At 64.6% G+C, this 8504-nt stretch carries 10 protein-coding genes; 6 read left to right on the top strand and 4 right to left on the bottom strand.

Annotated features, from left to right (window positions below):
* The first annotated feature begins 129 nt into the window (after positions 1-129).
* The 6 genes from P0D70_RS28065 to yacG all read left to right on the top strand — a co-directional run bounded on the left by P0D70_RS28065 (position 130) and on the right by yacG (position 5509).
* Positions 130-1425 (top strand): GspE/PulE family protein, encoded by a 1296-nt coding sequence (locus P0D70_RS28065; protein ID WP_091798851.1) that lies wholly within the window; start codon positions 130-132, stop codon positions 1423-1425.
* Positions 1422-2651, top strand: a complete 1230-nt coding sequence (locus P0D70_RS28070; RefSeq protein WP_408186852.1) for a type II secretion system F family protein — start codon at positions 1422-1424, stop codon at positions 2649-2651. The genes P0D70_RS28065 and P0D70_RS28070 overlap by 4 nt, the downstream gene beginning before the upstream one ends.
* Before the next feature lie 27 nt (positions 2652-2678).
* Entirely contained in the window at positions 2679-3629 is a 951-nt protein-coding gene (locus P0D70_RS28075; protein WP_408186853.1) for a prepilin peptidase, read from the top strand.
* A gap of 3 nt (positions 3630-3632) precedes the next feature.
* Entirely contained in the window at positions 3633-4235 is a 603-nt protein-coding gene (coaE, locus tag P0D70_RS28080) for a dephospho-CoA kinase (RefSeq protein WP_408186854.1), read from the top strand.
* A gap of 194 nt (positions 4236-4429) precedes the next feature.
* Entirely contained in the window at positions 4430-5185 is a 756-nt protein-coding gene (zapD, locus tag P0D70_RS28085) for a cell division protein ZapD (protein ID WP_091798841.1), read from the top strand.
* A gap of 126 nt (positions 5186-5311) precedes the next feature.
* The gene (yacG, locus tag P0D70_RS28090) at positions 5312-5509 is read left to right on the top strand and encodes a DNA gyrase inhibitor YacG (RefSeq protein WP_091798839.1); all 198 of its coding nucleotides are present in this window, start codon (positions 5312-5314) and stop codon (positions 5507-5509) included.
* Positions 5510-5685: 176 nt separating this feature from the next.
* On the opposite strand, the gene P0D70_RS28095 is transcribed toward yacG, so the two are convergent.
* From P0D70_RS28095 to P0D70_RS28110, 4 genes are all read right to left on the bottom strand, one after another.
* Positions 5686-6111, bottom strand: a complete 426-nt coding sequence (locus tag P0D70_RS28095; protein ID WP_408186855.1) for an NUDIX domain-containing protein — start codon at positions 6109-6111, stop codon at positions 5686-5688.
* An 8-nt stretch (positions 6112-6119) separates the two neighbouring features.
* The gene (locus P0D70_RS28100) at positions 6120-6989 is read right to left on the bottom strand and encodes an ATP-binding protein (RefSeq protein ID WP_091798833.1); all 870 of its coding nucleotides are present in this window, start codon (positions 6987-6989) and stop codon (positions 6120-6122) included.
* Between the two features lie 54 nt (positions 6990-7043).
* Positions 7044-8285, bottom strand: a complete 1242-nt coding sequence (gene argJ / locus P0D70_RS28105) for a bifunctional glutamate N-acetyltransferase/amino-acid acetyltransferase ArgJ (RefSeq protein WP_408186856.1) — start codon at positions 8283-8285, stop codon at positions 7044-7046.
* A 151-nt stretch (positions 8286-8436) separates the two neighbouring features.
* Positions 8437-8504 (bottom strand): SEC-C metal-binding domain-containing protein (locus tag P0D70_RS28110; protein WP_408186858.1); only part of this gene is annotated, 68 nt, incomplete at its 5' end.

Raw genomic sequence — 8504 nt, forward strand, 5'->3', positions numbered from 1 at the left:
ACGACACACAGCAGCATCGCACACAGGCGCAACATGCGCCATTAGCCGAATGGCCGAATGGCGGCGCCCGCCGCCGTGCCGGAAGATGAAGCCGTCCGTGTTCTACAGGCGGCTCATCACCGGTCCCTCATGCAAGCTTCGATTCAACCCGCAACGCCGTCGCCGCGTCCCATCGCAAGCGCTCACGAGAACGCTGCCCAGGCAAAGCCGAAGGCATTCGCACGCGACGCTGGCGCAGCAACTATCGCCAGTTCCGACGACGCCCCCGCCGTGCGTCTGCTGACCGATACGTTGCAGGAAGCCACCCGCCGCAACGCGTCGGACCTTCACATCGAACCGGCGGAACACGGCTGGCGCGTGCGCTTGCGTATCGACGGCGTGCTGCACGAGATCCCGCGGCCGCCCGCGCATCTGCGCGATGCCTTCATCACTCGCGTGAAGGTGCTCGCTCGCATGGATATCGCCGAGCGGCGCGTACCGCAGGACGGGCGGCTGCGCATTTCCACCTCGCCCGGCCGCGTCGAGGACTATCGCGTCAATTCGCTGCCTACGCTGTTCGGCGAAAAGCTCGTACTGCGAAGACTCGATGCGCTGCCCGCGAATCTTTCTCTCGACTCGCTCGGACTCGATGCGCGCCAACGCGCAACTGTCGACGCCGCGATTCGCGCGCCGCACGGCCTCGTGCTCGTCACGGGGCCGACAGGGAGTGGCAAGACGCTGTCGCTCTATTGCTTCCTGAATCTGCTCAACGGCGAGGCGCGCAATCTGTGTTCCGTGGAAGATCCCGCCGAAATCCAGTTGGCCGGTATCAATCAGGTCAGCGTGCGCGAGAAAGCCGGCCTGACCTTCGCAGTGGCGTTGCGCGCCTTTCTCCGCCAGGACCCGGACGTCATCATGGTTGGTGAAATCCGCGACGAAGAGACCGCCGACGTCGCGGTGAAAGCCGCGCAAACCGGCCACCTCGTCCTGTCGACGCTGCATACGAACGACGCGCCCGCTGCAGTCGCGCGCCTGATCGATATCGGCGTGGAGCCATACAACCTCGCGGCCGCGTTGCGGATGGTGACCGCACAACGGCTGGTGCGGCGCCTCTGCGCTGCGTGCCGCGTGCCTGCGCCGCAGTCGGCGGCGGCGCTTCGGGCAGCGGGCTTCGGTGAGCATCAACTCGACGGCTGGCAGCCGTTCGCCGCCTGCGGATGCGCGGCGTGCCACGGCATCGGCTATCGGGGCCGGGTCGGCGTTCATCAGGTTATGCCCGTTTCCGATGCGATGCGCGAGTTGATCGTGGCCAGCGCCGGCACGCACGAACTCGCGCGGCTCGCGCAGACCGAACAGGTGGCCACCCTGCGTGACGCGGCGTTAGCGCGTGTGCGCGACGGCACTACCAGTCTCGCCGAAGCACTCGCCGCCACCGAGGTCGCATGAACCTGGCCACGACCCATCGACCGTTGCCCGCCGACACGCGTTTCAAATGGCGCGGCGTCGACGCCAACGGCGTGCGAAAAAGCGGCTCGCTCATTGCGCCGGACGCGGCCACCGCACGCATGCTCCTCAAACGCGACCATCTCTTTGTCATCGAGTTGACGGCGCATGGCGCCGCACCTCGCCCGACCGCACGCGCAGCGGACATCACGCTATTCACCCGGCAACTCGCCAGCCTGCTGCGCGCCGGCCTGCCACTCGCGCCCGCGCTGGACCTGCTCGCACAAGCGCAGACTTCCCGCCATCAGGGCATGCCGCGAATCGTCGGCGCTTTAGCGCGCGACATTACCGGAGGGCTGCGTTTTTCGGCGGCGTTGCAGCGGCATCCCGCGCAGTTCAACGCGCTGTACTGCCAGCTGGTCGAAGTCGGCGAGGCAGCAGGCGCGCTCGCGGCCGTCCTCGCCCGCATCGCCGAGGACCGCGAACGCGCCGCCGCGCAGCGTGCGAAAGTGCGCGCGGCACTGACCTATCCGGTCGCGATACTCGTGCTGGCCATGGCGATTACCGCCGCATTGCTCGTGTGGGTCGTGCCGACCTTCAAGCAGATTTTCGACGGCTTCGGCGCCAGACTGCCCGCGCCGACGCAATTCGTGCTGGCGTTGTCGTCCGGCGTGGCGCGTTGGAGCATACCGGCACTCGCCATGACTTTCGCCACCGGTTCGGCAGTGACATTTCTGCTGCGACGTTCCGAAGCGGCGCGCATCCGGTTCGCGCGCGCATCGCTGACAATACCGGTTGCCGGCCCGCTGCTGCGCACTCTGTGCGCCGCTCGCTGGAGCCGCGCGCTAGGCACGTTGCTATCGGCCGGCACACCGCTGGCCGACGCATTCGACTCACTGACTCACGCCACCGGCAACGCCTTCTTCGACCGCGCCACCGTGGAAATCGCCGCGCGGCTGCGGCGCGGCGAACGGCTCGCGGCCGCCATGCGCGGGGCGCGCTGCTTCCCGCCCGAGGTCGTGCAGCCCATCGCGGTTGCCGAGGAGTCCGGAGCACTCGACACCATGTTGATCGACGTAGCGTCGCTCGCCGATCGCCAGGTAGACGAGAAGATCGGCACGCTGTCGAGCCTGTGCGAGCCGCTCGTCATCATCGTGCTGGGCGCGCTGGTCGGCGGCCTCGTGATCGCGATGTATCTTCCCATTATTCAACTCGGCAACGTGGTGTAGGATCGCAGCCGAATCCATCCCTTATCCATGCGGGCGACAACTCTTCTCGTGCCAGACACCTCTTCCAGCCTGCTGCCGGGCTTACTGCCCGGCCGTATCGATCATTTCGCAACCGGTCTCGGTTTCGCGTTCGGCAGCTTGCCCACGGGCCTGCAGATCACGTTTGCCATCGTGTTCGGCCTCGTGATCGGCAGCTTCCTGAACGTGGTCGTGCATCGGCTGCCCATCATGCTTGAACGCGCATGGCGAGCGGAAATCAGCGAGGCCGCCGGTGAACCGATGGAACAGGACGGCCTGCCGGCGCGCTACAACCTGTGGGTGCCGCGCAGCGCGTGCCCTCACTGCGGCCACGTATTGAGCGCGTGGGAAAATCTGCCGGTGCTGAGTTACGTGCTGCTGCGCGGGCGCTGTTCCGCCTGCAAGGCGCGTGTGAGCCTGCGCTATCCGTTGCTCGAAATCGCTAGCGCGGGGTTCGCGGCCGGCTCGCTTGCACTGTTCGGCCCAACCCTCACGGCGCTCGCAGCCTTCGGACTGTGCGCGGCGCTGCTCGCCATGAGCGCGATCGACATCGACACCCACCTGCTGCCCGACTCGTTGACGCTGCCGTTGCTGTGGGCCGGCATCATCGTCAACTTCAACGGCATGTTTGCGAATCTCCACGACGCGGTGCTCGGTGCGATCTTCGGCTACCTGGTGCTGTGGGTTGTCCATTGGCTGTTTCGCCTGGTGCGCGGCGTCGAAGGCATGGGTTACGGCGATTTCAAACTGCTCGCGGCGCTCGGCGCGTGGCTCGGCTGGGCGGCGCTGCCGCAGATCGTGCTGATCGCGGCGGTGGCCGGCGCCGTAGTCGGACTGCTGGCAACATGGCGTGGCCAAATGCGCTTCGAAGAGCCGTTGCCTTTCGGGCCATTCCTCGCGGCAGGCGGCGCACTGACGCTGTTTCTCGGTACACCGCTTTATCTGGCTCTGGGAGGCTGAAGCATGTTCGTTGTGGGACTCACCGGTGGCATAGGCAGCGGCAAATCGACTGTCGCCGACCTGTTTGCCGCGCACGGCGTGCCGCTGGTCGACACCGACCTGATCGCGCATCGCATCACCGCGCCGCATGGCGTGGCGATGCCGCAGATCGCCACCGAATTTGGCGAGGCGTTCGTCGCCGCTGACGGCTCGCTCGACCGCGCCCGCATGCGCACGCTCGTATTCAGCGACGACAGCGCGCGCAAACGCCTCGAGGCCATCACGCATCCACTGATTCGTGCGGAGACCGAACGTGAGCAGCGCGAGGCCCAAGGGCCATATGTGATCGTGGTGGTGCCGCTGCTGGTCGAGTCCGGCAGTTGGAAAAGCCGCGTGAATCGCGTGCTGACGGTCGATTGCAGCGTGGAAACGCAGATTTCGCGCGTGATGAGCCGCAACAATTTCAGCCGCGAACAGGTGCTGGCAATCATCGCCCGCCAGGCCACGCGCGAAGCACGCCTCACCGCAGCCGACGACGTGATCGACAACGACAACGCGCCGCTCCACGCGCTCAAGGCGCAAGTCGACGCACAGCATCGCGTGTATCTGTCGCTTGCCGGAGCATGAGGCCGGCGCGTCACCTCGGGAAATCCCGGTTGAACTTCACAGCGACGCGCATGCCAAAAGCGCGTTGAAAACCGCCCGAAACACGTGAAAAAAATTGCGAAAGCGCGCTGAAAAAGTGCGTGATTGCTAGGGTAGTCTCACGGCATTAGAATGTTCTGCATTCCCGTCACCGACCACGCCCGAGGCGAGCCCGCTTGATCCTTTACGAGTATCCCTTCAACGAGCGAATCCGGACGCTGCTGCGCCTCGAAGATCTGTTCGAGCGCTTCACGTTCTTTCTGACTCAGGAAGACGCCAGGGAACATCACGTCGCACTGACCACGCTGTTCGAAATCTCAGAGGTTGCGGGTCGCGCGGATCTGAAGTCGGATCTGATGAAAGAACTCGAGCGCCAACGGCAAACGCTGGCGCCGTTTCGCGGCAATCCAGGAATCGAGCAGAACGCGCTCGAGGCCGTACTCGGCGAGATCGAGCAAACGCTCGCGGGGCTTTCGCAGATGCAAGGCAAAACCGGCCAGCACCTTGCGGACAACGAATGGCTCGCCAGTATCCGCAGCCGCGCGATCATTCCGGGCGGCACCTGCAAGTTCGATTTGCCGTCCTACTATGCCTGGCAACAGATTCATCCCGATCAGCGCCGCCAGGACATCGCCAAGTGGGTGACGCCGCTGCTGCCGCTGCGCGACGCGGCCACCATCGTTCTGCGGTTGGCGCGTGAATCCGGCCAGGCGTCCAAGGTCATGGCCATGCAGGGCAGCTATCAGCAAATGCTGTCCGGCCGTTCGTATCAACTGATGCAGGTGCGGGTGGCGCCGGAATTGCGCGTGATCCCCGAGGCCAGCGCCAACAAGTACATGCTGTGGGTGCGCTTTACCGTGCAGGACGGCGATCTGCGTCCGCGCGCGGTAGATGTCGACGTACCGTTCCAGCTCACGCTTTGCAGCCTGTAACCAGCGCTCACAAGCCTGTCATGTTTGCCGGGTAAATCCGGACCGAAGGAAGGGCACGCCTTTAAAGCGGCGAGAAATGCCCCTATATTCGTTACTTATTCCGTTTGCGATTGACTGCCTGACCGTATGCCTACTGTCGTCAAATGCCCCACTTGCGGAAAGGACGTCCGCTGGACACCTGAAAACCGCTTCCGCCCGTTCTGCTCTGACCGCTGCAAGCAGATCGATCTCGGCGCCTGGGCCGCTGAGAAGTACAAGATTGGTGGATCCGAGCAGGAAGCGTCGTCGGACGAGACGCCGGGCGGGGATTACAGCGCGCATTGAAGGTGGCGCGCTGTCCTCGTCGCGTTGACCGGTGCCGCCTTGACCGGGTCGTGCGGTCCAGTCACGCTGACCGGCGCCGTTAGCGCAACGCCTACGACGCGCGCGCAGCCTGAATGAAAATGCCAGGGTAGCGCGCCTCAGCTAGGCGCACAGCGTTTTCCCCTTCTCTTTCCCTGTCAGTTCTTTTCCGCCGCCAGCCATTCCAGCACGGGAATGGTCGCCGGCAAGAGAGGCTCGACATCCGCAGGCAGCGTCTGCCAGACAAAAGCCTGACCTTCGCGGCCGTGCGGTTCGCCGGACCACTGCGTCACCTTGCAGAAAAAGAGCCGCACATAAGCGTGCGGATAGTCGTGCTCGAGCGTGTGCCACAGATGGCTCGCCTTAACGTCGATACCGAGCTCCTCGTGCAACTCACGGGCGAGCGCTGCCTCGACCGACTCGCCCGCTTCCAGCTTGCCGCCCGGAAATTCCCAATACCCCTCGTACGGCTTGCCGGCCGGGCGCTGCGCCAGCAGATAGCGCCCATCGGGTTGAACCAGCACGCCGACGGCGACTTCCGTCACCTTGCGGCCCGCGGCGTTCTTCTGCGTGTCGTCGCTCATGCCGAGGCTCACGCTGAGGTCTTGCGGCCGGACCAGTCGCGCGCGAACTGCCACGCAACGCGTCCCGAACGCGAGCCGCGCTCCAGTGCCCACACCAGCGCATCGCCGCGCGCCGCTTCGATTTCGGCGTCGTCGCAGCCAAAATGCCGCAGCCAGTGGGCGATGATCGACAGGTAGTCGTCCTGCTTGAACGGATAGAAGCTGACCCACAGCCCGAAACGCTCGGACAGCGAGATCTTCTCTTCCACCAGTTCGCCCGGGTGAATCTCGCCGTCGGACGTGTGCTTGTATGTCTCGTTGTCGCTCATATACTCGGGCAACAGATGACGGCGATTCGACGTCGCGTAAATCAGCACGTTGTCCGACTGCGCGGCGATCGAGCCGTCGAGCGCGACCTTCAGCGCCTTGTAGCCCGATTCGCCGTCTTCGAACGAGAGGTCGTCGCAGAACACCACGAAGCGCTCCGGCCTCTGCGCGATCAGGTCGACAATATCGCCGAGGTCGTGCAGATCGTCCTTGTCCACTTCGATCAGACGCAGGCCGTCTTTTGCATAGGCGTTCAGACACGCCTTGATTAGCGACGATTTTCCGGTGCCACGGGCGCCCGTCAGCAGCACGTTGTTGGCCGGTTGCTTATGCACGAATTGCCGGGTGTTCTGCTCGATCAGGCCTTTCTGGCGATCAATGTTCTGCAGGTCGTCGAGCGTGATCGCCGAGATAGCCGGCACCGGTTGCAGGTAACCGCGCCCCTGGCGCTTGCGCCAGCGGAAGGCGACTGCGGCCGACCAGTCGATATCCGGTGCGGCGGGCGGAAGCATGGCCTCCAGGCGGACGAGCACGGCTTCGGCCCGCGTCAGAAACTGTTCGAGTTTGTCCATGGCTGTGTGGAGAGCGGCCCGCAGGCCGCCTTAAAACCCCAATGAGAAACCTGGTTACGAACGATAGTCGGCGTTGATGCTCACGTAGTCGTGCGAGAGGTCGCAAGTCCAGATCGTGGCTTGCGCGTCGCCGCGCCCGAGTACGACACGAATGCCGATCTCGCTCTTTTTCATGACGCGCTGGCCGTCTTCTTCACGGTAGGCCGGATTGCGGCCGCCGGCAGTGGCAACCAGCACGTCGTCCAGATACAGATCGATCTTGCCGACGTCGAGATCGTCCACGCCGGCATAGCCGATGGCCGCGAGAATGCGGCCGAGATTTGGGTCCGATGCATAGAAGGCCGTCTTCACGAGCGGCGAGTGGCCGATCGCATACGCGATCTGGCGGCATTCGCCGACGCTCGAGCCGCCTTCCACCTGCACGGTCATGAATTTGGTCGCGCCTTCGCCATCGCGCACGATCAGTTGCGCGAGGGTTTGGGCGACTTCGGTTACCGCGTCGCGCAGCGCTGCGTAAGCGGGCGAATCGGTGGACGTGATCGCCGGCAGGCTCGATTTGCCCGACGCGATCAGGATGAACGAATCATTGGTCGACGTATCGCCATCGATCGTGATGCAGTTGAACGACCGATCCGCCACGTGCTTGACCAGCGCATCGAGCACCGGCTGGGCGACGGCGGCGTCGAACGCGAGAAAGCCGAGCATGGTCGCCATGTTCGGCTTGATCATGCCGGCGCCCTTGCTGATGCCGGTCAGCGTGACCGTGTGGCCCTCGATCGTGACCTGGCGCGACGTGGCTTTGGGCAGCGTGTCGGTGGTCATGATCGCCTGGGCAGCGTCGTACCAGTTCGCTTCCTTGCGGTTGGCCAGCGCAGCCGGCAGACCCGCCTTCAGACGATCGACCGGCAGCGGTTCCAGAATCACGCCCGTCGAAAACGGCAGCACCTGTTCCGGTGTGATGTCCGCGAGACGCGCAAGCTCAGCGCAGGTTTCGCGCGCCGCCACGAGGCCCGGTTCGCCCGTGCCCGCGTTCGCGTTGCCGGTGTTGATCACCAGCGCGCGAATCGGCTTGCCGCATGCGCGCACGCGTTCCAGATTCTCACGGCATACCGTGACGGGCGCCGCGCAAAAGCGGTTCTGCGTGAACACGCCGCCGACCGTGGCGCCTTCGCCCACGGAAATGACGAGCACGTCCTTGCGGTTCGGCTTGCGGATATTCGCCTCTGCCCAGCCAAGCGAAACGCCGGCGACGGGGTGGAGTTGAGCGGGATCGATCGAGGGGAAATTGACAGCCATGGTCGCGACCTGTCGAAGAAAATGCCGGCAGGCGCCGGCATCGAGGGAAACGGAAACTGATGGCCCGGGCAGGTTGCCGAACCACCGCGAAATCAAGACAAAGTACCGCGTAAAACGACGCGGCGCGCCTCTGAGCGCGCCGCCTTCGGCATTACACGATCTTGCCGTGGCACTGCTTGTACTTCTTGCCGCTGCCGCACGGGCACGGGTCGTTACGGC

The organism is Paraburkholderia sp. RL17-381-BIF-C (genome assembly GCF_046026435.1).
GTDB lineage: Bacteria > Pseudomonadota > Gammaproteobacteria > Burkholderiales > Burkholderiaceae > Paraburkholderia.